Source organism: Phyllobacterium sp. RCAM01083, assembly GCF_055685835.1.
The window spans coordinates 845,492-868,584 of sequence record NZ_JBVFZN010000005.1 but is presented as its reverse complement, the minus strand read 5'-3'; the positions used below and the strand labels follow the sequence as shown (position 1 = coordinate 868,584).

Sequence of the window (23,093 nt, the reverse complement as noted above, 5' to 3'; positions counted from 1 at the left end):
AGACCATGCAAATCAGAACCTTGATTGCCTTCGCGGCGGCACTACTGTTCTCGCCGGCAGTATTGGCGGAGACGCCGGTTCCCGTCACGGTCGACAACTTCGTTCGGGCAGAAACAGACCTCTACTTCACCAACTCCGTCAAAGGAGGAGGATTTGGAGGATGGCATCACATCCGCGAACTCCTGCCGATCGACAAGCAGACCGTGATCCGCGGCAACAGGGACACGCTCTACTCGACGCGGGTGTTCGATCTTGACGCCGGGCCCGTGACGGTGACGCTTCCAGATGCCGGGAAGCGCTTTATGTCGATGCAAATCATCAGCGAGGATCAATACACGACCACGGAATACGGAGCTGGGGCGCACAAGCTTGACAGGGAGAAGATCGGCACCCGGTACGCGCTGGTCGGCGTCCGGACGCTCGTCGATCCGAACGATCCCGATGATCTCGGACGGGTCCACGCGCTACAGGACGCCATAAAGGTTGATCAGCCTGGTGGCCCCGGACAGTTCGAGGTTCCGAACTGGGATAAGGAAAGCCAGAAAAAAGTGAGAGAGGCACTGCTGGTTCTGGCCGGCACCGTCACCGATACCCGCAAGGCTTTTGGAACGCGGGAGGAAGTCGATCCGGTGCAATACCTGATCGGTGCCGCTTCGGCTTGGGGCGCGAATCCGCCTCGCGACGCAATCTATCTCAACGTCGTCCCCCCAAAGAATGATGGGAAGACAAACTACACGTTGCAGGTCAAGCACGTTCCGGTAGATGGCTTCTGGTCGATCAGCCTTTACGACGAGAACGGCTATTACGTTAAGAACGAGTACGACGCCTACTCGCTTAACGACATCACCGCGAAGAAGGAAGGCGACGGGTCCATCATCGTTCATTTCGGCGGTTGCGACGGAAAAGTGCCGAATTGCCTGCCGGTCATGAAGGGGTGGAACTACATGGTCCGGCTTTATCGCCCCCAACAGCCGATACTCGATGGAAGCTGGACTTTCCCCGTTGCCGAACAATAGCCCGCAGCCGAAAAACGCAATGGAGAAAAGCAGGTGCTAGACCACAACACCAGACCCGAAACATCATACAAGGCGGGTCAAATCTCGGTGGACATGCCGGGTCATTTCTCAGAGGAAATCAACACCCATGTACGGCCGGGCATTGGGATGGGTTCGGATCGGCCTTACGGCGCAAACATAGAGTCAGGCATTACGCTGGTGAATTTTAAGCAGGGGAACGTGGGGATGATTTCAAGAGCGATGTCACGCATATTCGGTATGGCAGCCATGGCCGCTGCGGCGACTGTTTGGGCAGGGGATGCGCGTGCCACCGAGGCCGTGGCGGGCCGCTACATTCCCGGCGTCTACGCCGGGCCTGGAGAAGGTGTCGTCCCGCCCGTTCCAGGCGTCTATTGGGGCATTTCGAACATCTATTATCATGGCAAGGCAGGCGGCGACGTGCCGATCGGCAGGAATTCGGTCGCAGTCGGGCTCGAGGCCGATATCTGGACCACCGCCTTGGCGGCGGTCTATGTTCCCGACCTGCATCTTCCCGGTAACTGGACCTATGCGGTCCAAGCCGTCATCCCGATCGGCTGGACAAGGGCGCAGGCGACACTGGGGCGGTTCGGGACTGAGCAGGAGGTCGGAGCCTTGGGCGACATATCGTTCGCTCCCGTCGTGCTCGGCTGGCATAATGATGCGTTGAACACGTTCTTCTCGGCTTCACTGACGGTCACCGCGCCAACCGGCGAATGGAAGGAAGGCGACCTTGCCTTCATCGGCCTCAATTATTGGACGTTCACGCCAGCGGTCGCGTACACACGGCTGCTGCCCGAATACGGCCTGGACCTCTCAGCCAAGCTCGGCGTCGACATCAACACCAAAAACAACGACACCGATTACTATAGCGGGGCCGTGGCCCATCTGGACCTGGCGGTCACCAAAAGCCTGAGCGAGAATTTTTCGGTGGGCGGCCTCGCCGGCTTTCTGCATCAGATCCAGGATGATCGTGGCACCTTCGCCGACGCCCATGACGGGTTCCGCGGGCGTTCCATCGCGATTGGTCCATTCGTGAAATACAAAGCCAAATTCGGCAAGACAACAGAGGTCGATTTCGGCCTGCGCTGGGCGCATGAGGTCGAGGTCGAGAACCGGATGAAAGGCGACGCGGTCTTCTTCGACATCAGCGGCAAATTCTAACCGAACGCGGTGGATAGTCGCTCTATGAGTTGCTATCTCACCGAACTTTCCCGCTGGGCTCGCACGAGGACCACGCGGAATTCGTTGCCAAGCTCCAGAACGCCATTGCACCCGACAACAAGGATGAGGCAACAAGGTTTGCAGCCGACGCAATGCTGTTGTGTTGACGGTTGAAACCGCCCAAAGACTTCTACACCAACTGTTCAGGTTGCTGCCAGGGGATAAACCTGAAACGCTCAAGATCACGTGCAACATCATCTGCCACCTCTGTTGGCGGCATTAAAAGCGTTGGCTCGTCGAAATGCTCAACCTGCCCCGCCACGAGCAGGGTGTTACGATCCCACAGGCCAGGGGTATCCAGAAGGCGCACGTCCGCCCAGAAATTGCTGAGTTTTGCCGCCATCCGTTTGGGAAACAGGTCGCGATCATTGTGCGCCCAGATATTGCTGATCAAACAACCGTTGGTTTCGTCAAGACGTGCATGCGCGAGTTCAAAAAAGGTTTCGGTGCATAGGTGATCAGGGATATCCCCTCCCGTATAGGCATCCAAAATGATCGCATCATAGCGATGGCGAACAGCATGCAGAAAGTTCAAGCCATCCGCGACATAACATTCTACGTTGCGCGGTAAGTTGAAATATTTCCGGGCGATGAAGAAGGCGGTGGGATTGATGTCCACGATCGTCACCCGAACACCCGTCTTGTCAAGCATCGTACCCAGGCTGCCGCCGCCACAGCCGATCATCAGGACATTCCTGGCCTGTGTTTGAGCAAGAAGGCCAAAAATCGCATGAATATAGGGCGCGACACTGACTCCGTTTATGTCGCTTTCGGATTGGTAGAAACCGCCCTGGCGGTAAATAACCGAGCCGGTGTTCTTGGCTCGCAATACTTCGATTTTGCCAAATTCGGAATGAAACTTCGCCAGCCGGATCATTATGCCGTCAACCTCAATAATCTTGCCATCGACCGGCCTCGGCCGGAGACCCCGCGCATGCGTCAATTCAGCAAACAATCTGATCTCAGCACTTGGAATCAATTATGATGTATAAAACATCACTAATTGACTATAAAACGTTCCTATATATGCTGCAACTGGCAAAAATCAATTTCCATCCGCGATAAACCGCACGGGCGTAGCATAGGTGCAGAAACCTCAGTGCCGTTTGAGAAACAGCAAGGACAAATCATGAGTGAAGATAAAGCGCTCTATCCGCCAGTTGATCCCGTCTCCGCGGGGATCAAGGGCCGCTGTCCACGCTGCGGCCAGGGCAAAATGTTTGACGGCTTCATTAAGCTGCCCAAACACTGCACGAATTGTGGCCTTGATTATTCCTTTGTCGACACGGGCGAAGGGCCCGCAGTCCTGGTGATGCTGCTCGTCGGCTTCATTGTTGTCGGCCTTGCCCTTTGGATGGAAGTAACGCTCGCCCCGCCCCTGTGGCTGCATTTCATTCTGTGGATACCCCTTGCGCTTGCTCTGTGCCTCGCGGCGCTGCGCACAATGAAGGGAATTCTCATTGCGCTCCAATACAAGCACAATGCGGCCGAAGGGCAGATCGACCGCTCGGCAAAATCCGAATGATGTCGCATCCAGATGATACAGATGCCCCAAAAGGAATACAGCCGATGATTGGCTTCAGACCCATGCGCCAAGACGAGTTTTCAGGCTATCTCGATTATTTCATCCCTGACTATGCTGCGGAGATCTCGGCAAATTACGGCCTGTCCAATCCAGAAGCAGTGGTGCAGGCGAAACGCGAAATCGCCAAAGACCTGCCCAACGGTCCCGATACATTCGGACAGGTCTTGCTCTGCATAACGGATGGCAAAAGAGAAAATGCCGAAACCATTGGTTATCTTTGGTACCGCGCCGATACGGATTCCAAGATAGTGTTCATCAGTGATTTTCATATCCTTCCTGCCTATCAGGGTAACGGCCATGGCAAGAAAGCGTTACATACTCTGGAAAGTGCGCTCGCCAGGGAAGGATTTGAGCAGATCCGGCTGCGCGTCGCCGCGGACAACACGCGCGCCCAGCACGTCTACCAGGCCGGGGGATTCCGGACGACTGGTATCAACATGAGCAAGCGCATCAAAACGGCATGATAGTCAGATTGGCGCGTCCGAATTGTCGATGCAATCCTCCCGATCAACGGGATTTTCGAGCGCCGCCGTGCTAAATTCAGCGCCTTTCACCGGAGGTTACGGAGATGGCCTATCTGGACAGGGATGATCGTCAGAGGGACTGGGAAACGATCGGTTATGACACTCTTCTGGCATTGAGCATCGCGACACCAATTGCCTTGCTGGTGTTCTTCGTCTTGCGGATGTAACCGCGCATCGGCCGATTGCGATCAACAGGATTGTGGTTCCAGTTCCGCTCTGAAGCGGTCAACCCATTTTGCGACTTCAGCCTGCGCTTGTTCACGGGTTCTAAACGGCCCAATGAGTTCATGCTTTACGCCGCGGTCATTGACTTGCACGTAATGAAGACCCGTCGCCACAACGATGCCCACGGACGAGGCTGCGGACGCTTTGATCTCGACCGACGTTTCATTGATCGCCATGTTCATCCCCTTCAGTCGCAGCCGCTGCCTTGATCACGCTGGGTTACCGGCTTTTGCGCTTCCAGCCTATTCAAAAGCTCGGCAAGTTCCTCGGCATCCCGCCGGTTCATGCCAATAATGGTACGGCTGCCCATCTCGGCCGCCCGTGCCGTGCGCGCGTCGATGATCGTCCAGGTATCATTGAGATCTTGCTGTGGTTTGTAACGTTGAGTCATAAAGATGAGAATAACGCCCACTTTCATTCCTGCCAAGAGGGCGCGCATATTTTATCGCTTCATATTGATGTTTTATACATCAGTGGTAAGGTGATGCAGCTAACTACTCAATGATAAAAGTGGATACGATTTTGATTACTGCAAACCAAATGCGGGCAGCGCGAGCACTTCTCGGTATCGATCAGAAAGCCCTCGCGGAAATGTCGGGTGTTTCCCTGCCGACCATTCAACGGATGGAAGCCAGTGAAGGCGATGTGCGCGGCATCGTCGACAGCCTGATGAAGGTCGTCAACGCCCTTGATCGCGCAGGTATTGAGCTGATTGGCGAACATGCGCGCAGCGAAACGGGTGGCAGAGGCGTAAGGTACCGTCAACCGTCGCAAAAGTTCAACTAAATGCCGATGCTGTGGGATGCACCGTGCAGCGGCAAGACTTTCACAACATACCTGTGCAACTCAATTCCTGTCGCTGTTGATTGATGATCCCCTATTTGCGCAAGATTGCCGGGAGAGAACGGTTTGAAAAGACCGATCGGCATCTTGCGCAGTTCCTGACTTTTGTGGCTGGAGCTGCAAATGCCGGAGGCTTTCTGGCCGTTCATCAATACACCTCTCATATGTCAGGGATTGTCTCTGCCATGGCCGATAATCTGGTGCTCGGTGACACAAGTCTGCTGCTTGCAGGCCTCGCTGCCTTTCTCTCCTTTGTGGCCGGAGCCGCCTGCTCAGCCATACTGGTCAATTGGGCGCGGCGGAAAAGACTCCAGAGCGAATACGCTCTGCCGCTTATGTTTGAAGCCATACTGCTGATCTGCTTTGGACTGCTCGGCCGCAACCTGGAGCACCGTGAATGGCTGTTCGTTCCGGCAACAGTCATGCTCTTGTGTTTTATCATGGGCCTGCAGAACGCCATCATCACCAAACTCTCCGGCGCACGCATAAGGACAACCCATGTGACGGGCCTTGTGACCGACATGGGCATCGAATTGGGCAAGCTCTTCTACCGGAATGCATCACCCAGCAGCCCCGATACGCCTTTCGTCAAGGCTGACCGCAAAAAGCTCAAGCTGCTGGCGTCCCTTGTCGCGCTGTTTCTTGTTGGCGGTATCGCCGGCGCAATCGGTTTCAAGCATCTCGGTTTTGCCGCATCGCTTGCGCTTGCAGCCATCCTTCTCGTATTGGCGATTGTGCCTGTGCTTGATGATCTTAAAAACAGGTGGAGCAAGCTTGGTCTTGGACTCGACTGAATTACACTTTTGCGAGCCCCATTCTCCCATCAGTGCTCATCCCAAACATTTTTCAGGAAACCCGACACGATTTACTCGACTGTGCCCTTTGGAGCGAACAGAATGGTGTCGCTCCATTGGTGGTGCGGGACGGGCAAGCCATTTCGCTCAGCGCCTTGAGGGTGTGTCCGTGGCAATGCATCGGGTGCCACCAAGCCGTCTCATTCCGGATCGTCAGAATATGACTACGCCCGCGTTGAAGCGTGAGCAGCGACGCCGTGCCGGCATGCCCATCAGGGAAAACGACCGGCATCCAATGAGAAATACAGAATTGAAGCAATGGGGTAATCATGAAAAGACCACCATTTTTCGTTATCGAGATGTCTGTATTACAGGCCTCACAGGCGGGACACTGGAGCAATTCGACATCTTCGAGGCTCAAGTTTTGTGCCATGCAATTGCCGTTGCGTATTTTCTCCGCCTGAAGTTGCAAGGCTATTGTTAGCAAGCAATATGAAAGGAGTGACGGATATGAGAGCGTTCGTACTATCCCTGGCAGCAGCATTGTCTGCCTTTTCCTTTGGTGCCGAAGCCTCTCCTCGCATCCCGCTAAACCCCTCGGATCATGGTGTTTTGGTGCAGCGTGCCGATTATTGGTGCGGTCCGGGCGCGTATTTGTCACAGAGGGGCTACTGCGTGCGCCGCTACTACCGCCCGCCCCCACCGCCTTTCTGGGGTTGGGGGCCCCCGCCCCCGCGGTGGCATCGCTGGGATGACTGGCGTTACGACAACGGCCGACACAAGGGTTGGTACAAGCACAAGTGGAGGCACCGCGACGAAGACGACGATTGAATTGAGGCGCACGGGCATCGTCGTTACGATCAGGATGCAATCAGCAACGAAGCAAAGCGGATGGTCGTCGAATGGCCGTCCATCCGTTTGAGGCGAAGAGCTATTTCTCTGTGGTGGGAATGCTTTTGATCGCTGTTCATCGGTTACCGATACCCTCCCCAGGAGGACAAGATCAAATGCGAACGGTTGCGATCATGACTCTTGGGACAGGATTGTCGCCAAGCGCGGCTCGGCATGACCGACCACCCGGACCACTCCCGGATACTGCCTTCTGAAACGGCGTTCGAGCAGGTCGACGTTCTTGTGCATGGTGGCTACGTCAAGCGCGTCATCGAAATAGCAATGATAGTTGACCACGAGCCCGGCCGGGGTACGCCGTACACGCACATCATGAATACTCTCGATGGCTGGTATCTTGGCAGCGGTCGCTTCCAAAATACCGCTGACTTCAGATGCTTCACTTTGGGGCACATCCAGACCGGAGAGATGTGAGACTTCCAAGGGTTCAATATGGGTCTCGACCTCCGTCTCCGGCCCCAGTTCGTCCCGGATAGCGATTTCGAGCCTGGTTGCTTCGATGTGGGCCGCGCCAAGGCTCAATCGCCCGTCGACCTCCAGATCGAGACTGATCGACAGGCGGTTTTCCACCTCTTGAACAGTGATATGATGCACCAGCAATCGCCGCTTGGCGGCCGCAATCAAGACGCGATCAAGCACCGTTTCATCGTCGAGGGCTCTTGGTTCGGTGGTCACCGTCAGGGTTGTGTCGGCGAACTCGTCCCGGACCGCTTTGGTAATGCGCTCCTTGATCGCGACCACCCTCTCCAGCGGCAGTGTCCGTGAGATTGCTACAGCAATCTCGCCGAAGTTCCCGGTTCCTCCCGGGCGCAACCGGACACCGGCAACCTCGACAACACCTGGCACGTCATTCACGATTGCCCGGACCCGTTCGGCCATGCCTTTCGGAGCGGTATCGAGAAGGGTGTCGATCGTGCTGCGGCCAAGACGCCAACCCGCAATGGCGACGAACAGCGCAACACCGATTGCGGCAAGCGCATCGCCATATTTGAAGCCGAAAAGTGCAGCGACGAGTCCGAGAAGCACCAGTGTCGACCCGGCCAGATCGGATGCAAAATGCAGCGCATCGGCCGCAAGTGCCTGACTTCCGGTTTCGCGTGCCACTTTGCGCAACGTATAGACACGGTTGATATCGATAATGATCGAGACGATCAGCACGGAGAAGGCCAGAATGGTCGGCTCAAATTCACCGCCGCCCTGCATCAGGCGATCATAGGCATGCATGATGACGACCGTCGCCAGGATGAACAGGATGACGGTCTCGGCCAGCGCCGCAAGGCTTTCGAACTTGCCATGCCCGTAATGATGTTCTTCGTCGGCGGGCTTGTTGGCTGTGCGCACGGCGAAATAGGTAATGATCGTCGCGCCCGTATCGACAAGTGCGTGTGCTGCTTCCGATATCAGCGCAAGCGATCCGGAAAGAATACCGGCGACGAACTTGCCAATCGCAATCGCGGCGCTGGCCAGGATCGATAACAAGGCCACGCGTTCTTTGCGTGCCGCATTGTCGTTGGAGATCTGAGTATCGCTATGATTTCGGGACATGGAATTTGCTCCAGTCGAGCCTTGGACCGGGCGAAGACACACCCCGCTCGTCTGGTGCATTCGCCACGGTCTTGCTTGGCCGACAGATCGGCTGATCGCACCACGCGCCTTTGCGCAAGTGTGTTGACGCGACCCCGCCCAATGGACGGTAGCTACTCCCCGATGGCACCCATCTAGTTGACAATGAATAAAAAGTCAAAGTAAAATCAATTAGTTAGATGCATGTGATATTCATTTGCAGATAGGTGCAGCCAAAGACAGCTCACACCTTGACCAAGATGCTTTATGCAAGGTCGAGGACTACAGCGATGACCGAGCCGAACATCGCGCTCGATGCATCTGAAGGGCGAAGTGGTGCTGGCGGGCAACAGACCACGCAAAGTCGCAACTGCGCGCGTTGCCAACCGCCGTTGACATCTCCTTTAATTTAGAGTTACTCTATGTAACATGAAATTGAGGGCGACAACCATGTCTCCACGAGCCTATCGCCAGTCGGCGCGCGCCAACGCTGTTCAGGATACCGAGCAACAGATCGTCGACGCCTTGATTGCACTCCTCGGAGAATGCTGGTTCGACGAGATCACTCTCGACGACATCGCTGCCGCGGCAGGCACCACCCGTCAAACTGTGATACGGCGGTTCGGCGGCAAGACCGGCGTGCTCAGCGCCATGGCGGCCCAGATGGATGTCTCGATCCGGGACCAACGCTGGAGCACGCCGGCCCAAAGCGAGGCGGACATCGTCGCACTCCTGATGGACGATTATGAACGCACGGGAGACATAATCGTGCGGACGCTTGGGCAGGAAGCGCGCACTCCCGAGTTCGCCGCCGTCCTCGATCGCGGACGCAAAGGTCATCGCGAGTGGATCGAAGACATGTTCAAGGGCTGGCTCGACAAGCTCGACGGCCAGCCCCGCGCGGATCGGCTCGCGCAGTTGTTGGCCCTGACCGATGTTTGGATCTGGCATCTGCTGCGCCGGGCGCAAGGGCATTCGGCCGCGCAGACACACCGGCTCATGACGCAGGCGATCGAGCGCCTGCTGCGTGAGGATAAGACGAACTGATCCGGTCTTCATCGAGAAAGGAGCAAGGCAATGATGAAGACGACAGTTGCGGAAGCCCATCTGCGTATCCTTGCAGTCTGCTGGGAAGGCGGCGGCAACGTGCCGCCGACGCTCGGGGCCGTACGCGCGCTCGCTGGCCGGGGCCACGACTTGCGCCTCATCGCCGACGACACGGTGAGAGCGGAGGCGATCGAGGCGGGAGCTCGCTTCCTCCGATGGACGCGCGCGCCGAACCGTCCTGATCGCTCACCAGAGAGCTGCTTCGTGCGTGATTGGGAAACCGCCGATCCCTTGGCCGGCTTCCAAAGAGGGTGCGAACGGATCTTCGTCGGACCAGCGCAATCCTATGCCGAGGATATTCTCGAAGCACTGGCAACGGAGCCATCCGACATCCTTCTCGGCTCAGATCTGCTGTTCGGCAGCATGCTCGCGGGCGAAGTTGCGAAGGTTCCGACGGCTCTGCTCGCAAGCAACATCTCGCTCTGGCCTCTCCCCGGACATCCGCCGTTCGGTCCGGGCTTTCAGCCTGCCCGGTCGGCGGCGGACAGAGCGCGCGACACCGAGGTTTCGGCAAGGGTCGAGCAAGTATGGGACGGCTTCCTGCCTTGCCTCAACGCTGCCCGTGCTCATTTCGGCGTCGCGCCGCTGGCCCATGTCCACGAACAGCGCTTGAGCGCCGGCCGCCATCTCCTTGCCACCAGCGCCAGCTTCGATTTCCCCACCGAGCGCCTGCCGGACCGTGTGCGCTATGTGGGGCCGCTTCTGGAGATGCCGAGCTGGGCGCACGAACGCTGGACGGCCCCATCAGCGGGCGAGATACGGCCACTCGTGCTCGTATCGTTCAGCACCACCAATCAGGGGCAGGCCGACGTGCTCCAGCGGGTGATATCCGGTCTGGCCGGGGAGCCGGTCGAGGTGGTCCTCACCCTCGGCAAAGCACTTGAGGGACTTCGCCTTCAATCGCCGGCGAATGTCACCATTCTTGCCAATGCAGCGCATGACGACATTTTGACCAAGGCCCGCGCCGTCGTCACCCACGGCGGACACGGCACGATCATGCGATCGCTGCGCCATGGCGTCCCCCTCGTCGTTCTTCCGATGGGGCGCGATCAGAACGACAACGCCGCGCGTGTGGACTATCACGGCGCAGGCCTGCGCCTCGCCCCTTCGGCACCTGCGCAAATGCTCGGCGAGGCCGTACGGCGCGTCCTTTGCGAGCCGAGCTTTGCCGAGCGGGCGTTGGCACTTGGGCGTGCCATCGCCGAGGAAGGCCCGGGACCCGCACGTCTCGTGGCAGAAATCGAGAACTTCGCAGCGGGGTCTTCACACAGAGCTCGACCCGTCCATAGGAAGGAAACTGAAGCATGACGCACGCCTCTTCAAGCGAAAGTGGAATGATCCTGACGTCCGGCCAACTGGACGCCTATCTTACAAGGATCGGGGTCGAACGGCCGTCTTCTCCCGACGTCGCCAGCCTGTCGAAACTTCACCGCGCCCATCTCTTGGCCTTCACCTGGGAGGCACTGGATGCTTTCATGGGATGGCCGTCCTCGCTCGTCCCGGCCGCCGCCTTCGCCAAGATGGTGGAGGGCAAGCGCGGCGGCTGGTGCTACGAGATGAATGGCCTGTTCGGTGCGGCGCTCGCCGCGCTCGGATTCCGCGTGACCCGCCTGTGTGGCGGCGTCAATCGTGAAACGCTGGGCGACAACGCCGTCGGCAACCATCTGACACTGCGTGTCGATCTCGACCGCCCGTACCTTGCCGAGGTCGGCCTGGCGGACGCCATCGTCGAGCCTGTACCGCTTGCCATCGGGCCGATCAGCCAGCGCGGCTTCGATTTTTCGATCATGCCGACAAACGACGGCTGGCTGCGTTTCAGGAACCATGCGCGCGGCATGGCGCACAGCTTCGATTTCCGGCCCGATCACAGCGACGAGGCCGCCATCGCCGCCACGCTTGGCTGGCTGACGCAAGATCCCGGCTCGCCGTTCACGAACGCGCTGGCGATCCTGCGGCATACCGCGGATGGCTATCTCGCCCTGAAGAACGATTGCCTGTGCCGCGTGACGGCAGAGGGCGTCAGCGAACAGCGCATCACGAGCGCGGATCATCTTGCTGACACGTTCGAAACGATTTTCAGCCTGGACGTTCCCAAGCCCGCAAATATCTGGGACAAGATCCAGACGATCGGCCGCGATAAGAGCGGCTGACGCGACACCGTTATCCTGCATCCCGAAGATTATCAGCGCTGGATCGCAAACATCGAACCTGATCCGAGTGACCTGTTGGAGCCACTCCCCGCGAAGCTGATGACCATGTGGCCGGTGTCCTCAAAAGTCGGCAAGCCAAGGAACAATACGCCGGATGTTGTGGAGGAAATTCCCCTTCCGCCAGAGAATGCGCTTTGAAGAAACACGCTCATGCGAACGAATTCCCAAATTCTAGGTTACGACCTGCTCGTAGCAGCTATCTTGTGAACGCGGGACGATCAACTATCATCAAACAAACATGCAAGTTGCCTTAGGAGTTCAGATTGCCAGTTAGTGTTTGGAGATCGATAAAACTAGCATTGACGGAATCTAAAATTGTTCTGCGGTTTAGCCTTACGGGCTTGTTCACTGGCAATATAACAGCGACCCTTCTACAGCAGACCAATACATCGTACAGATATGTCAACGTTAAATGGAGAGACGGCGAAATCTCATATAGTTCCAACTATGAAGTTGGTGAATTCCTTGAGTTGATCGAAACGATGATGTCCGAACAACAAATGGTAGCCCGGGAAGTACGCGCAGCAAGTCTGGCCCCCTAGGAAATGAACGGCGTGGACAAGTGCATGTACCCCTTTCGGAATGACCACCGGCTTTCAGGCAATGTCACTCATCCTACGAACGACAGAGAACTGGATGTGTGGATGAATGCATCAGCCGCCGAACTCATTTATCTTTTCCGGCACGCATAGGGGGCAAGATGCCGCGAGTTTGGAAGATTGTTCGGCACGGCTCAGAGGAACCTTGGGAAAAAATCATCCCTGAGAACCAGGTGACGATAGGGGATCTGATGATGCTCCTTGGTAATTTGGCAAAGAGCCACTGCCCACCCAGTCCCAAGATACCAGCGATAAGGGACTACTCGCCCTACACTACGTCGCTAACGACCAAAAACGACCGCTTTGGCAATATGAGCCACACCATGTACTCCAGCTGTAGCCGCGTCCACTACATAGCGACTTTGGAGAATCCATCGAATGCCGACGGACCTAAAGGATAGAAGCGGCCCGGATCGACGAACGCCTTCCTTGGAACTTACCCGGTGGCGTAACGCGTGCCTGACGATCAGGCGGCGATTTAGCTGATCTTTTTGAATGGTTGAGCGCGTTGCTAAACTCCTTCAGGTTGCTATGGTGAGTAACCGCCGAATTTTGCATGGGGCAACGTATGATCTATCCAGAGGTGCCTGGAGGAGATGAGTTATTGGCATGGTTTGGAGAGGTGCCAACTTTCCACGATGCTGAGATTGTCAGTTTGTCGCTTAACCGAGCTGGAGCAAGCGAACTGCAGATACACGGCTGGATCATGACCGACAGTGTCGATCCGGATGGGCATATTGTGCTCGACAAGCACGCCGTCATCACCTTCAAATTTGAAGGGATTTTGGACCTTCAACTAGATGGCTTTGGCGCTCAGAATGTAGTCGCGGGCCTCATCCTTCAACGTGCGACAGACCGAGGCCGTTCAGCCTACTATCCGATGCCGGAGGATGATCTTGACGTCGAGGTCGAACTTCTACCTTGCTACGGATTGTACGGCTTTATTAGAGCAAAGAAGGTCACAATATCGGTCGTCCCAAGCCGACCGATTGACGGAGAATGATGCTCTGCGCCAATCTTCCATGATCGCCGTAAGATCGGTACAAACAGATAGAGTGCTAAGAGAAAGTAGCTGACCAAAAAGAGTGATTTGAGCATTCTGTCCCCCAGTGTTGCTCATATGCCGGTATAATAATTGCTACACAATCTGCAACACCTGTATATGGATAAACATACTTAAGACTGCTCTGGCGTTTGGCTCCGTCGCACACGTTGCGATATATCTCGGCATGATGTCTGCAGCATTTCTGCACTGAAACGGTATTGATTGATGAACGAGGCAACAAAAACAGTCCGATGGATCGTTGGAGTGACCGCCCTTGTAGGCATAACTTGGATCTTGCTTGCTTTCCTGCCCATGTTTTTCCAAACGTTTGGCTACAATTATTTGCCGTCCACGGATTGGATGGATACGACCAAACCCTATCGGCTTGCCATCGGTCTAGGCATGGCTGTCATACTTTTGATATTTTCTATCAAGGCGATCGACACCAACAAAGGAGAACTGAGAAAGATCGGCGCAATTTTGTTCGCGCCATTCATTGGGTATTTTTTGGGGAGTACCCCTATAGCTGTCGGCGCACCAATGATCGTCTCTATGGTCGCAGGTCGTCACATCGAACTCCCGTACGAAGTCGTCCGAGCGGACGGTCACAGCAACAGGGGGTGCCGAACACCGATTGAACTCCAAGGTCTGCCATTTATGTTCGACCGTCTTTGTGGCATTTCAGATGACGTGAGACGGAGTTTTAATCCGCACATGCGGATCATTGTCGAGGGCCGTGGAACCAGCATGGGTGTCCATGTGTCGACCTTTCATCTCATCAAGTCATAATTTCGAATCATCGGGCCTGAAATTGTGGAATTGTACAATGTGGCAAGACATCAGACCGCGAGGAATGGTGACTTCGGGACAGGAAGGGATTACCCACCGCATCATACTGCTGCTCAATTTGGTGCGATAAATGTACCGCTGCTGGCGACGCGTGATCCAATAGCGGGGAGCGCGCCATCTGTTCTTTCAAATGACCAAAATCGCATGTTCAGCCCAGTGAGGCCCAACAGTAATGGCCGAGAGCGACATGTCGAGTGTTCCCGTAGTATCGGGTTAACACCTGCCTTCTCACCTTACGGCCTATCCTTGCCGCCTCATCCATCAGCAAGGGAGGATATGCGATGGCGAAGATCCTGATGATCACCGGCGATTTCACCGAGGACTATGAAACCATGGTTCCGTTCCAGACGCTGCTTGCAACCGGCCACAGCGTTGCTGCGGTTTGCCCCGGCAAGAAGGCCGGCGATACGGTCAAGACCGCTATCCATGACTTCGAGGGTGACCAGACCTATTCGGAAAAACCCGGCCACAATTTCGCACTGAACGCGGATTTCGATGCCGTCGACCCCGCAAGTTATGATGCGCTGGTCGTTCCCGGCGGCCGCGCGCCGGAATATCTGCGCATGAACCCGGACGTCATCAAGATGGTGCAGCACTTCTTCGAAGCCGGGAAACCCGTTGCCGCCATCTGCCATGGTGCGCAATTGCTCGCCGCTGCCGGCGTTCTGAAGGGGCGGACCTGCTCGGCCTATCCTGCCTGCGCGTACGAGGTGACGGCATCAGGCGGCACCTTTGCCGATATCCCGGTGACAGAGGCTGTCACTGATGGCAATCTGGTGACAGCACCTGCGTGGCCTGCCCATCCGGCATGGCTGAAGCAGTTTCTGGCGATCCTCTGACATCCAGAAGACGGGAGGCCCTTACGATGTGCGAGCTCTTCATCAAGGCCGATGCCAGTCAATGGCAGAGCCGTACGCACAGCCTGCGCATTGATGGGGTCGCCACGTCGATCCGGATCGAAAACCATTTCTGGGATACGCTCACCGAGATCGGCCAGCGCGACGGCATGACCGTCGCGCAACTCATCACGCGGCTCTGGCATGAGGCGATGGACGCTGACCACGACCTCGGCAACTTCACATCGTTCCTGCGCGTATGCTGTGCGCGTTACCATGCCCTGATCGCCGCTGGCGAAATCTCACAAGACCTCAACATCCCAATTGCTGACCACGCCGCCCGTGAAATCCTTGCCCGTGAAACGGCCCGGCGCAATACCACCATGAATTGAACTCGTTGCGACACGCTTGCCGATTGCGGCATGGGGCTGGTAGCGCCGCAGCCAAGAGCAGGAAATGCGCGCGGACAGCTTGTCACCAATTGTCTTAAGTCGCTGACCTCTGCCATCGGGGAACCAGTTTCCGCCTACATGATTTGAACTGGCGGGAAGCGGCCAGACAGCCAATGCTTCTTGCTCGGCATTCGTCATCCCCTTCGTAATCCAGACCGCCATGGTCGATGCACCCCGCCGGCAGGTGCCTGTGTCATTCACCCGCGGGCTGCTGAGCAGGGTCGCAATACTCAATCAGCAATTCGGTGAGGACCCGTATCTTCCGTGCGGGATGCTGACCTGGCGGGCGAATGACATAGGCACCTGCCGGAGGCGGCGGATAATGCGTCATGACCGGCACAAGCGCGCCGGAGGCTATATACTCATGGGTAAGGCAATCGGGCAGGTAAGCGATCCCGAGTCCTGCCGCTGCGGCGGCGACCAGAGCAATGCCGTTGTCGGCTTTAAAGCGCCCCTGCGGACGAACCGTGATGATCTTGTCGCCATCCAAGAGCTGCCAGGCTTCGGTGCCCTGCATGAGGGCCTCGTGGGCGACGAGTTCCTCCGGCGTTTCCGGCGACCCATGCGCCTTGATATAGTCCGGGCTGGCGACGAACTTCCCATGGATCGGTCCGACGCGTCTTGCGATCAAGTTGGAGTCCTGAAGATAGCCAACCCGAATCGCACAATCGTAACCTTCTGTGATGAGATCGACGAAGCGATCACTGTAGCAGGTGTGGATTTGGAGCTGGGGATGGCGTCGCGCCATTTCCGTAAGGATGGGAGCAAAATGCGTCGATCCGAAAGAAAGCGGCACAGCAACCCGCAAGCGGCCGCGAAGGTCACCGGCGGGTAGGATCGCTTCCTTGGCCGCGTCGACCTCGGCGCACACTCTTGCTGCATAGTCTCGGAACGTGGCCCCGGCTTCTGTCAGAGCAGCCCCGCGGGTGGTTCGTGCAAGAAGCTGGACACCAAGTTCCGCTTCAAGCCGGACGAGCCGACGACTGACAATCGACTTGGAGACGCCGAGACGCAGCGCAGCGGGCGAAACGCCCCCAGCGTCAGCAACTTCGACGAATGTCTCCAGCTCTTCGATATCCAATTCAGCGTTCCCCATTTCGCGACACAGCTTGCCTTAAAGGGACACTACCGCATCGCGTCCGGGAACGGCAATGTCCCTTTCAGGCAACGTCGCCGCTGGCGCATGTCTTCCCGCAAACCAACCTCACCAACAACGGCAGCATAAGGAAGCAATAATGACCTTTCGTAACGGCCTTGATTCTCTTCTACGTCCCGAAGATTCCGTACTCGTTCTTATCGACCACCAGCCCTACCAGCTCGCCAATCTGAACAGCCACGACCCGCAGGCCGTGGTGAACAACACGACCGCCCTGGCGAAGGCCGCCAAGGCCTTCGGCGTCCCCACCATCCTGACCAGCGTGATCGCGGCGCGCGGCGGTCTGATCTTTCCGCACATCACTGACGTGTTCCCCGGCCAGGAGGTGATTGACCGGACCTTCATCAACACCTGGGAGGATCGGAAGGTCGTCGATGCGGTCAAGGCGACGGGCCGCAAGCAACTGATCATCGCCGGCCTGTGGACCGAGATCTGTGTTGCGATGCCGACGATCCAGGCGCTGGGCGAAGGCTGGGATGTGACGGTGGTCACGGATGCGTCGGGTGGCACTTCGGTTGAGGCCCACGAGGTGGCGATCCAGCGCATGCTCCGCGCGGGCGCGAACATGATGACGTGGTTGGCGGTGGCCTCGGAGTGGCAACGTGACTGGGCCAGGACGGAGCACGCCGCAGAGCTGACCGAAGTTCTCAAGCAGCACGCCGGCGGCAGCGGCATCGCTTATCTATGGGAGCAGCAGCTGCTCAACACGCCGGTACCGCGCACCGCGGGTTGATTTGGGCGGGGATGACGAAAGGCTTGAGCGATCCAGCGCCAACACGCAGACTGCCTATCGAACTGCGTCATCCCCGTTCCGTGCCCAGCAGATCGTCAGGTCACTCAGTTCAACTTGAATTCACCATCGACATGACGCCACTCACTGGGGCCAATGAGGCGTCGATGGCAGTAGCGAACGGAATGCAGCGGGCCATCCAGTTTTCTTTGCCAGAAGTCCAGGAATTTCCTCATCTCGGGAAATTCCGGAGCAAGATCGTAGTCCTGCCAGATATAGGTCTGCAGAACGGATTGAAAATGGGGAATGCGGTATAGAATATGAGCAGTTGTGATACCGTAGCCCTTCAGCTGGCGTTCCATCTCTGACGAAAAGTGCATCGCAATCTCCGTTGTTCTCACATTGGAAATATGATGCCGCACTTGTTCGCCGACTTCAATGAAAAATCGATGGGATACACATAATAACCATTAGAATACAATATATTAGCAGCGATCGACGGTGACTGCTAATGTCTCGAGAATGCCACCTGTGTGCCTATCCCGGTGAATGGCAATTCACGTGTCAAATCTCCATGCCGCGGCCAGGTCTTCACCCTGCCGGGTATCAGACGGATTGTTGCTATCCACGGCTTGCCCGCAAGGCAAACCTCTCTCGGTGGCGGCGGCTATATCGAGGCTCGGGTCTGTGATGCCCAGCCAATCCGGTCATTCCTTGGCCGTCCATAACAGATCGCGCTCCCACCTGTCTCTATCGTGAGCTGACGCATGCGATTGGGCACCAAGCGGCTGACTTTCAAGGCTCGCTGTGATCGAAAAAGTCTGGCTGCAATTTCCCAGATTTCAACAGATATTGGAGCGTGTATGCCACGGAAAGGGCATCATCGAGTGCATCGTGTCCCTGCAACGGGGGATGTTTCACACGATAGTAATCAGCGAGCCTGTTGCTGGGTGTCTTGGCCAAATCCTCAAGCGGCATCCCAGCCGCAATCAGCAGCTTTACCGCATTGTCGAACCGGCCAGCCGGAATGGGTGGCTGAATGCCGGCGACATAGCAACTGATGGCAACCATGTTCAACTCATCCTTCCCCCACGACCAGAATCGCGCACCATTTGAGAAGCGATCGACGCCTGCCAGTGCATCCTGCAACGATACGCCTTCCGCTTCCATGGTTTCATCGGTGATCCCCGTCAGCTTGGTGAAAAACGGATCGAGTGCATACATGTTGCCAAATCGGTCGACTGGTAGAACGTGAGATCGGTACGTGCCCAAAAGAGGGAAATCTCCCTCCAGCCCCAGTTTCACCGCCCCGATTTGTGCAATTACCGGATCAGGATCATCAGCCGCACACCAGAATCGACGCTGGGATCCTTCGCGGCAAAGAAACTCGCAATCGAAAATGATGGCAGTCTGCATGGTCAGCGTTTCCCGGTTAAAATTGTCACGGCGGCTGACAGCATCCCATTCATCTCCTTGCAGCCGCCGTGGGCCGTGGCCTCGTCTCAAAACCGGTACGTCAAGCCCAGAACTGGCCCGGACAACCGCGTGTCATAGACATGCCCGCCGTGCTCGTAGTCGACATCAAGCACTTTATAGCCTGCCGATGCGGACAGGTGATCGTTGACGAGGTAGTTGACCGTCGCGAGCGCCGACCATGTGAGCTTCGACCCTGCGCCAAAGCCGCCGATATCCGCCTGAGCCTGCACGGAGAGCTTGTCCGTCACCGGAAAGAATGCCCGCGCGCCGATCACCGGATCCACCCAGCCGAAACTCTCGCCATAGCTGCGGGTCACACTGCCGCCGCCAAGGCCTACGGTGAGCGTCACATCGTTGGAGATGTGCCAGAAACGCGCGCCGGCGAGCGCGTCAAGCGTGAAGCTCGGCCTGTCAACGACACGGTAGCCTCCCTGCAATGTCGCCATGAACTGCTTCGTGTCGACCGTCGCATCGATGTTTGTTCCGGCAGGCACGACAATGCCACCGGGAAGCTGAAACGAGGGCAACGGCCCGGCACCGTGGCTGTCGGTCGTATCGACATACATGATGTCGCCGGAGAAGACGAACCGATCATAGCGCCCCCATACATTGACAAAGCCGCCGATGTTGAAGTTGTCCAAAACGTCCGAGAATGACTTCTCGACGCCGATGGTCGGGCCGCGACGGAACGGCGATACGTTTCCGTTCAGACCGGCCGCCCACATATATGGAGAAATCTGCAAGGCCCAGTTCGCACGTTCGACGGGCATCGGCGCCGCTTCTTCTGGTTGGCTCGGAAGCACATCGGCGGCAAATGCAGCCTGAACGCCGCACAGACCCAGGACAATGGCAACGGCAAATCTATTCAAGGCCCCCTCCACGCTTACAGTGTATTCTTGTGGATGCGCCCGTCCTTCATGATGAGCTGCATCGTTCGCTCAGGATCGGCGATCAAGGCGATGTCTTTGAGCGGATCGCCGTTGATCACGAGAATATCGGCATAGGCACCGGGCTCGATCCGGCCGAGCTTTCCCGGATAGGGATTGCGCGGTCCGGAAAGACCCGCGAGCTCGGCATTGCCGCTGGTCAGAAGCCGCAACACGTCGGCATTGTCATACCACCGGGCGAACTTGGCAAGCTGCTTGCCCTGCGTGGCGGTGCCCTTCGGGTTGAACAATATGTCGGTGCCAAGCGCCATCCGTACCTTGTGCTTGCGCCCCAGTTCGACCGCCCGGGCCGTTCCGTCTGCGATCCTCTGCTGCTGTGCGCGCTGTTCGGGCGACGCGTAGGTGTTGGCATCTTCATCGGCCAGAAATGGCTGGATGCTCCACCATGCACCCGCATCCGCAATGCGCCTGACAGTGTCCTCGTCGGCAAGTTGGCCGTGCTCGATGGATTGGACACCGCATGCGAGGGCGCGCTGAACGGCGGCGGACGTGTAGGCGTGGATGCACACATAGGTGCCCCAGTCCGTCGCCGCGGACACTGCCGCCCTCATCTCGGCTTCGGTATACTGGAGCGCATCAATCGGGTCGTAGGCAGAAGCAACGCCGCCGCCGCCCATGATCTTGATCTGGCTGGCGCCCAGCATCAGTTGCTCGCGCACCCGGCGCAGCACTTCCGCTTCTCCGTCGGCGATAGCCGAAATGCCCGCCTGCTCGGCCACGCTGAGATCGCTTTGCGCCGTTCGCGGCAGATCCGTGCGCATGCGAAAGTCGCCGTGCCCGGATGTCTGCGAGATCATGGCGCCGGAAGGATAGATGCGCGGCCCCGCAATGCGCCCCTCGTCGATGGCGCGTTTCAGGGCGAATGAGGGACCGCCCACGTCGCGGACCGTGGTGAAGCCACGCAGCACCGTGCGCCCTGCCTCTTGTGCAGCGACAAGATGGACGTAAGGGATATCGGCGGTCATGGCCGCAATCTGTGAAATGCCCGCCAGGATCGAATGCCAGTGCGCGTCGATCATGCCCGGCATCAGCGTCCGTCCGCCGCAGTCAACGACGTCGGCATCGGCAACCGTATCTGCGGACGTGACCAGGGCCTTGATGAATTTACCTTCGACCAGGACACCCTGACCTTCGACAAGTTTTCCGCTTGTCCCGTCGAAAATATTCACATTGGTGAGCAGGATCGGTTTGGCAGGAGTCTGCGCGAAGCCAGGGCTGACCATTCCAAGCACAGGAGCGGCAAGGCTCGCTGCGACACCTTTCAAAACGGAGCGGCGCGACAGTCCCTTGTCGACGCGTGCAAATAGCTGCTGCGCTCGCGGGCTGTGGCAGGCGCAGCCCCCGTCATGGGTCAAATGCTGGTATTTCTGGCCCAGCCAAAACAGCAAGCGATACACTCCCATCCGGTCCCAGGCTCAAGCCTGGTCGATGATCGATAAGGCAATTAAGCCGATTTGACTTCCTTTAACAAGGAGACCTTCCAGTATGTGGTGGTAAATACTTTGCTCTACGGAATGAAAGGCGGCCATTTTGCGATTCAAGCCGACGTTTGTCTTCCATCTTCCTATCAGTGCTCAAATATAAGCCATGACAAAATACCACCCAATCCCCGCCGCTGACGAAATCAGAAGCGTCGGGATCATCCCAAGCTTGAAGCGGAAGATGGCAACGACGGAAGCAAGCGTTAGCAGCAACGATGGCACATTGATTGAACGCGCCACGGGAACATCCAGATTGATGCCATATGCCTGCTAGTGGATGATTTCGCTGAACAGCAGGTGAAGGGCAAACCAGATTGCCAGGTTCATGATCACACCAACAACTGCCGCCGTGATAGCCGACATGGCTCCCGTCAGCGCATTGTTGTTGCGCAAGCCTTCGATGAAGGGGGCTCCAAGAAATATCCAGAGAAAGCACGGAACAAAGGTCACCCAGGTCGTCAGGATCGACGCCAGTGTGGCAGCGGTCAGCGGAGACAGCACACCCGGATCACGAAATGCGCCGATGAAACCGACAAATTGCACAACCTGTATTAAAGGCCCCGGCGTGGTTTCAGCCATACCAAGGCCGTCGAGCATTTCGCCCGGCTTGAGCCAGCCGTAATTCTGAACGACTTCCTGTGCCACATAGGACAGCACCGCATAAGCGCCGCCGAAGGTCACCATCGCCATCTTGCTGAAAAAGATACCAATCTGGCTGAACACGTTATCCGGCCCGAGGATCAGTAGAAGGGCTGCCACAGGGATGAGCCACAGGAGCAGGAAGGCGGCCGATATCTGCAACGACCAGAGAAGGTTTGGACGCGCGTGGGCCGGCGTCTCCTCGCCAAGGGCAGAATCCCGATCCGCAAGTCCGGGACCCGAACGTCCATGTCCGCCGCCCACCTGAAACAATGGCGACCCCGCACGCCCGCCAGAATATCCAATGATTGCAGCGGTCAGAATGATGAGCGGGAACGGCACACGGAATGCGAATATTGCCAAGAACGCCGCGACGGCAATAAGCACCATCACCCTATTCTTGAGCGCTCGCCTGCCGATCCTTGCGACCGCCTGCAACACGACGGCAAGGACAGCTGCCTTCAGGCCGAAGAACAATCCCTCGATGACTCCGACACTGCCAAAGAGGACATAGACGTAGCTTAGGGCAAGTATCGACAGGAAACCCGGCAGCACAAATAGAATGCCTGCGACAAGGCCACCCCTGGTCTTGTGCAGAAGCCATCCGATGTAGATGGCAAGCTGATGGGCTTCAGGCCCGGGCAACAGCATGCAGTAGTTGAGCGCATGCAGAAACCGGCCCTCGCCGATCCATCGTTTCTCATCGACAAGGATGCGGTGCATCACCGCTATCTGCCCGGCTGGCCCGCCAAAGCTCAATGCGGCAATACGCACCCAGACACGGACAGCTTCAGCAAAGGAAATATCGTGGTTCCCGGAGGTTGCCGAAGCAACCTCCCTTTCAGCGCCGACAATCTGGACCATC

26 protein-coding genes, 2 pseudogenes and 1 riboswitch are annotated in these 23,093 nt (G+C 57.3%); of the genes and pseudogenes, 16 read left to right on the top strand and 12 right to left on the bottom strand.

The features are described 5' to 3' along the window. Positions 1 to 5: 5 nt before the first annotated feature. A complete protein-coding gene (locus ACZ25R_RS10885) occupies positions 6 to 1,016 on the top strand; it encodes a DUF1214 domain-containing protein (RefSeq protein WP_472460992.1) in 1,011 nt (336 codons plus the stop codon). A 33-nt stretch (positions 1,017 to 1,049) separates the two neighbouring features. Continuing rightward, entirely contained in the window at positions 1,050 to 2,198 is a 1,149-nt protein-coding gene (locus ACZ25R_RS10880; RefSeq protein ID WP_472460991.1) for a SphA family protein, read from the top strand. 190 nt (positions 2,199 to 2,388) lie between these two features. Here the strand turns inward: ACZ25R_RS10880 and ACZ25R_RS10875 are convergent, their stop codons facing one another. Beyond that, positions 2,389 to 3,213: a spermidine synthase gene (locus tag ACZ25R_RS10875; protein WP_472460990.1), complete on the bottom strand. Its 825-nt coding sequence runs from the start codon at positions 3,211 to 3,213 to the stop codon at positions 2,389 to 2,391. A 174-nt stretch (positions 3,214 to 3,387) separates the two neighbouring features. Between ACZ25R_RS10875 and ACZ25R_RS10870 the strand changes: the two genes are divergently transcribed. From ACZ25R_RS10870 to ACZ25R_RS10860, 3 genes are all read left to right on the top strand, one after another. After that, positions 3,388 to 3,783, top strand: a complete 396-nt coding sequence (locus ACZ25R_RS10870) for a DUF983 domain-containing protein (protein WP_472460989.1) — start codon at positions 3,388 to 3,390, stop codon at positions 3,781 to 3,783. After that, positions 3,780 to 4,307 (top strand): GNAT family N-acetyltransferase, encoded by a 528-nt coding sequence (locus ACZ25R_RS10865; RefSeq protein WP_472460988.1) that lies wholly within the window; start codon positions 3,780 to 3,782, stop codon positions 4,305 to 4,307. The genes ACZ25R_RS10870 and ACZ25R_RS10865 overlap by 4 nt, the downstream gene beginning before the upstream one ends. 104 nt (positions 4,308 to 4,411) lie before the next feature. Next, positions 4,412 to 4,534: a hypothetical protein gene (locus ACZ25R_RS10860; protein ID WP_464660790.1), complete on the top strand. Its 123-nt coding sequence runs from the start codon at positions 4,412 to 4,414 to the stop codon at positions 4,532 to 4,534. 21 nt (positions 4,535 to 4,555) lie between these two features. Here the strand turns inward: ACZ25R_RS10860 and ACZ25R_RS10855 are convergent, their stop codons facing one another. Next, positions 4,556 to 4,768, bottom strand: coding sequence for a hypothetical protein (locus ACZ25R_RS10855; RefSeq protein WP_472460987.1), 213 nt, complete (start codon positions 4,766 to 4,768; stop codon positions 4,556 to 4,558). Positions 4,769 to 4,779: 11 nt separating this feature from the next. Continuing rightward, on the bottom strand, positions 4,780 to 5,031 hold the full coding sequence (locus ACZ25R_RS10850; protein ID WP_472460986.1) for a rhodanese-like domain-containing protein: 252 nt from the start codon (positions 5,029 to 5,031) through the stop codon (positions 4,780 to 4,782). Between the two features lie 83 nt (positions 5,032 to 5,114). Here ACZ25R_RS10850 and ACZ25R_RS10845 point away from each other — a divergent pair, with 83 nt between their 5' ends. Beyond that, a complete protein-coding gene (locus tag ACZ25R_RS10845) occupies positions 5,115 to 5,378 on the top strand; it encodes a helix-turn-helix domain-containing protein (protein WP_113095787.1) in 264 nt (87 codons plus the stop codon). Here the strand turns inward: ACZ25R_RS10845 and ACZ25R_RS10840 are convergent. Beyond that, complete coding sequence (locus ACZ25R_RS10840) at positions 5,375 to 5,584, bottom strand: hypothetical protein (protein WP_472462550.1); 210 nt, start codon at positions 5,582 to 5,584, stop codon at positions 5,375 to 5,377. The two genes, ACZ25R_RS10845 and ACZ25R_RS10840, sit on opposite strands and share 4 nt — an antisense overlap. Between ACZ25R_RS10840 and ACZ25R_RS10835 the strand changes: the two are divergent. After that, positions 5,483 to 6,199: pseudogene (locus ACZ25R_RS10835) on the top strand (YoaK family protein); the annotation flags it as partial. The gene ACZ25R_RS10840 and the pseudogene ACZ25R_RS10835 sit on opposite strands and share 102 nt — an antisense overlap. A gap of 82 nt (positions 6,200 to 6,281) precedes the next feature. Here the strand turns inward: ACZ25R_RS10835 and ACZ25R_RS10830 are convergent. Continuing rightward, complete coding sequence (locus ACZ25R_RS10830) at positions 6,282 to 6,521, bottom strand: multicopper oxidase domain-containing protein (RefSeq protein WP_472462475.1); 240 nt, start codon at positions 6,519 to 6,521, stop codon at positions 6,282 to 6,284. On the opposite strand from ACZ25R_RS10830, the gene ACZ25R_RS10825 reads away from it, so the two are divergent. Continuing rightward, a complete protein-coding gene (locus ACZ25R_RS10825; RefSeq protein WP_472462549.1) occupies positions 6,450 to 6,713 on the top strand; it encodes a hypothetical protein in 264 nt (87 codons plus the stop codon). The genes ACZ25R_RS10830 and ACZ25R_RS10825 overlap by 72 nt on opposite strands. Before the next feature lie 539 nt (positions 6,714 to 7,252). Here the strand turns inward: ACZ25R_RS10825 and ACZ25R_RS10820 are convergent. Beyond that, a complete protein-coding gene (locus tag ACZ25R_RS10820) occupies positions 7,253 to 8,683 on the bottom strand; it encodes a cation diffusion facilitator family transporter (protein ID WP_472460985.1) in 1,431 nt (476 codons plus the stop codon). Between the two features lie 77 nt (positions 8,684 to 8,760). Continuing rightward, positions 8,761 to 8,856, bottom strand: a riboswitch (yybP-ykoY riboswitch). A 295-nt stretch (positions 8,857 to 9,151) separates the two neighbouring features. On the opposite strand from ACZ25R_RS10820, the gene ACZ25R_RS10815 reads away from it, so the two are divergent. The 7 genes from ACZ25R_RS10815 to ACZ25R_RS10785 all read left to right on the top strand — a co-directional run bounded on the left by ACZ25R_RS10815 (position 9,152) and on the right by ACZ25R_RS10785 (position 15,739). After that, complete coding sequence (locus tag ACZ25R_RS10815; RefSeq protein WP_464660798.1) at positions 9,152 to 9,748, top strand: TetR/AcrR family transcriptional regulator; 597 nt, start codon at positions 9,152 to 9,154, stop codon at positions 9,746 to 9,748. 264 nt (positions 9,749 to 10,012) lie between these two features. Further along, on the top strand, positions 10,013 to 11,116 hold the full coding sequence (locus ACZ25R_RS10810) for a glycosyltransferase (RefSeq protein ID WP_472460984.1): 1,104 nt from the start codon (positions 10,013 to 10,015) through the stop codon (positions 11,114 to 11,116). After that, entirely contained in the window at positions 11,113 to 11,958 is an 846-nt protein-coding gene (locus ACZ25R_RS10805; RefSeq protein WP_472460983.1) for an arylamine N-acetyltransferase family protein, read from the top strand. Before ACZ25R_RS10810 ends, ACZ25R_RS10805 begins: the two co-directional genes overlap by 4 nt. Before the next feature lie 1,227 nt (positions 11,959 to 13,185). Next, complete coding sequence (locus tag ACZ25R_RS10800; RefSeq protein ID WP_472460982.1) at positions 13,186 to 13,620, top strand: Imm50 family immunity protein; 435 nt, start codon at positions 13,186 to 13,188, stop codon at positions 13,618 to 13,620. A 267-nt stretch (positions 13,621 to 13,887) separates the two neighbouring features. Then, positions 13,888 to 14,451 (top strand): hypothetical protein, encoded by a 564-nt coding sequence (locus tag ACZ25R_RS10795; protein WP_472460981.1) that lies wholly within the window; start codon positions 13,888 to 13,890, stop codon positions 14,449 to 14,451. A 341-nt stretch (positions 14,452 to 14,792) separates the two neighbouring features. After that, positions 14,793 to 15,350: a DJ-1/PfpI family protein gene (locus ACZ25R_RS10790; protein ID WP_472460980.1), complete on the top strand. Its 558-nt coding sequence runs from the start codon at positions 14,793 to 14,795 to the stop codon at positions 15,348 to 15,350. 26 nt (positions 15,351 to 15,376) lie between these two features. After that, entirely contained in the window at positions 15,377 to 15,739 is a 363-nt protein-coding gene (locus tag ACZ25R_RS10785) for a ribbon-helix-helix domain-containing protein (RefSeq protein WP_472460979.1), read from the top strand. Between the two features lie 253 nt (positions 15,740 to 15,992). On the opposite strand, the gene ACZ25R_RS10780 is transcribed toward ACZ25R_RS10785, so the two are convergent. Next, complete coding sequence (locus ACZ25R_RS10780; RefSeq protein WP_472460978.1) at positions 15,993 to 16,880, bottom strand: LysR family transcriptional regulator; 888 nt, start codon at positions 16,878 to 16,880, stop codon at positions 15,993 to 15,995. 154 nt (positions 16,881 to 17,034) lie between these two features. Here ACZ25R_RS10780 and ACZ25R_RS10775 point away from each other — a divergent pair, with 154 nt between their 5' ends. Next, complete coding sequence (locus ACZ25R_RS10775) at positions 17,035 to 17,688, top strand: hydrolase (protein ID WP_464660808.1); 654 nt, start codon at positions 17,035 to 17,037, stop codon at positions 17,686 to 17,688. A 104-nt stretch (positions 17,689 to 17,792) separates the two neighbouring features. Here the strand turns inward: ACZ25R_RS10775 and ACZ25R_RS10770 are convergent, their stop codons facing one another. The 5 genes and pseudogenes from ACZ25R_RS10770 to chrA all read right to left on the bottom strand — a co-directional run bounded on the left by ACZ25R_RS10770 (position 17,793) and on the right by chrA (position 23,092). Further along, positions 17,793 to 18,065: an usg protein gene (locus tag ACZ25R_RS10770; RefSeq protein ID WP_346306607.1), complete on the bottom strand. Its 273-nt coding sequence runs from the start codon at positions 18,063 to 18,065 to the stop codon at positions 17,793 to 17,795. Between the two features lie 415 nt (positions 18,066 to 18,480). Further along, positions 18,481 to 19,101: a 3'-5' exonuclease gene (locus ACZ25R_RS10765; protein WP_472460977.1), complete on the bottom strand. Its 621-nt coding sequence runs from the start codon at positions 19,099 to 19,101 to the stop codon at positions 18,481 to 18,483. An 86-nt stretch (positions 19,102 to 19,187) separates the two neighbouring features. Further along, positions 19,188 to 20,003 carry a hypothetical protein gene (locus ACZ25R_RS10760; RefSeq protein ID WP_472462474.1) on the bottom strand — a complete coding sequence of 272 codons (816 nt, stop codon included), beginning with the start codon at positions 20,001 to 20,003 and terminating at the stop codon, positions 19,188 to 19,190. A gap of 41 nt (positions 20,004 to 20,044) precedes the next feature. Continuing rightward, positions 20,045 to 21,496: a metal-dependent hydrolase family protein gene (locus tag ACZ25R_RS10755; RefSeq protein ID WP_472460976.1), complete on the bottom strand. Its 1,452-nt coding sequence runs from the start codon at positions 21,494 to 21,496 to the stop codon at positions 20,045 to 20,047. Positions 21,497 to 21,682: 186 nt separating this feature from the next. Further along, a pseudogene (gene chrA, locus ACZ25R_RS10750) lies at positions 21,683 to 23,092 on the bottom strand (chromate efflux transporter). Position 23,093 lies beyond the last annotated feature (1 nt).

What these genes read in the sequence shown, in the direction of transcription:
- ACZ25R_RS10870 (WP_472460989.1), top strand. Translation starts at nt 3,388, where the DNA reads ATGAGTGAAGATAAAGCGCTCTATCCGCCAGTTGATCCCGTCTCCGCG.
- ACZ25R_RS10840 (WP_472462550.1), bottom strand. Translation starts at nt 5,584, where the DNA reads ATGAACGGCCAGAAAGCCTCCGGCATTTGCAGCTCCAGCCACAAAAGT.
- ACZ25R_RS10855 (WP_472460987.1), bottom strand. Translation starts at nt 4,768, where the DNA reads ATGGCGATCAATGAAACGTCGGTCGAGATCAAAGCGTCCGCAGCCTCG.
- ACZ25R_RS10805 (WP_472460983.1), top strand. Translation starts at nt 11,113, where the DNA reads ATGACGCACGCCTCTTCAAGCGAAAGTGGAATGATCCTGACGTCCGGC.
- ACZ25R_RS10830 (WP_472462475.1), bottom strand. Translation starts at nt 6,521, where the DNA reads ATGCCGGTCGTTTTCCCTGATGGGCATGCCGGCACGGCGTCGCTGCTC.
- ACZ25R_RS10775 (WP_464660808.1), top strand. Translation starts at nt 17,035, where the DNA reads ATGACCTTTCGTAACGGCCTTGATTCTCTTCTACGTCCCGAAGATTCC.
- ACZ25R_RS10860 (WP_464660790.1), top strand. Translation starts at nt 4,412, where the DNA reads ATGGCCTATCTGGACAGGGATGATCGTCAGAGGGACTGGGAAACGATC.
- ACZ25R_RS10865 (WP_472460988.1), top strand. Translation starts at nt 3,780, where the DNA reads ATGATGTCGCATCCAGATGATACAGATGCCCCAAAAGGAATACAGCCG.
- ACZ25R_RS10850 (WP_472460986.1), bottom strand. Translation starts at nt 5,031, where the DNA reads ATGCGCGCCCTCTTGGCAGGAATGAAAGTGGGCGTTATTCTCATCTTT.
- ACZ25R_RS10770 (WP_346306607.1), bottom strand. Translation starts at nt 18,065, where the DNA reads ATGCACTTTTCGTCAGAGATGGAACGCCAGCTGAAGGGCTACGGTATC.
- ACZ25R_RS10815 (WP_464660798.1), top strand. Translation starts at nt 9,152, where the DNA reads ATGTCTCCACGAGCCTATCGCCAGTCGGCGCGCGCCAACGCTGTTCAG.
- ACZ25R_RS10885 (WP_472460992.1), top strand. Translation starts at nt 6, where the DNA reads ATGCAAATCAGAACCTTGATTGCCTTCGCGGCGGCACTACTGTTCTCG.
- ACZ25R_RS10795 (WP_472460981.1), top strand. Translation starts at nt 13,888, where the DNA reads ATGAACGAGGCAACAAAAACAGTCCGATGGATCGTTGGAGTGACCGCC.
- ACZ25R_RS10765 (WP_472460977.1), bottom strand. Translation starts at nt 19,101, where the DNA reads ATGCAGACTGCCATCATTTTCGATTGCGAGTTTCTTTGCCGCGAAGGA.
- ACZ25R_RS10820 (WP_472460985.1), bottom strand. Translation starts at nt 8,683, where the DNA reads ATGTCCCGAAATCATAGCGATACTCAGATCTCCAACGACAATGCGGCA.
- ACZ25R_RS10785 (WP_472460979.1), top strand. Translation starts at nt 15,377, where the DNA reads ATGTGCGAGCTCTTCATCAAGGCCGATGCCAGTCAATGGCAGAGCCGT.
- ACZ25R_RS10800 (WP_472460982.1), top strand. Translation starts at nt 13,186, where the DNA reads ATGATCTATCCAGAGGTGCCTGGAGGAGATGAGTTATTGGCATGGTTT.
- ACZ25R_RS10790 (WP_472460980.1), top strand. Translation starts at nt 14,793, where the DNA reads ATGGCGAAGATCCTGATGATCACCGGCGATTTCACCGAGGACTATGAA.
- ACZ25R_RS10825 (WP_472462549.1), top strand. Translation starts at nt 6,450, where the DNA reads ATGACTACGCCCGCGTTGAAGCGTGAGCAGCGACGCCGTGCCGGCATG.